The organism is Nostoc sp. UIC 10630 (genome assembly GCF_010747425.1).
In the GTDB taxonomy this organism is placed as follows: Bacteria; Cyanobacteriota; Cyanobacteriia; order Cyanobacteriales; family Nostocaceae; genus Nostoc.
Genome location: NZ_JAAGOG010000509.1, coordinates 1 through 451, shown reverse-complemented (window position 1 = coordinate 451; position 451 = coordinate 1). Strand labels below are relative to the sequence as shown.

Sequence of the window (451 nt, the reverse complement as noted above, 5' to 3'; positions counted from 1 at the left end):
CAGTTAACGATGCGCCAACAGGTTCACCCACTGCGACGTTAAGCAACACACCAGAAGATACAGCCATTAATATTACTGCGGCTGACTTATTAGCAGGTTTTACGGATGTAGATGCGGGTGATACCCTTTCAGTTACCAATTTAACTGCCACTAACGGTGCATTGGTAAATAACAATAATGGGACTTATACCTTCACCCCAACTGCCAACTTTAATGGTCCAGTTAATCTGACCTACAATGTCACTGATGGCACAGCAACCTTAACTGGACAAACCCGCAGTTTCTCTGTCACCCCCGTTAACGATGCCCCTGTTGCTGTTGATGACAGTGTTTCCACATTCTTTGGTACTCCTGTCAACATCTCAGTTAGTAGCCTACTGGCAAATGATAGCGATGTTGATAGCACCGGACTCAGCATCACTGGTGTCAGCGGTGCTACCAACGGTACTGC

Annotated in this window: 1 protein-coding gene; it reads left to right on the top strand. The window is 46.6% G+C overall.

The genetic code is table 11. The annotated features are described in order from the left end of the window. Positions 1–451 (top strand): cadherin-like domain-containing protein (locus G1O98_RS38650; RefSeq protein ID WP_163939756.1); only part of this gene is annotated, 451 nt, incomplete at both ends.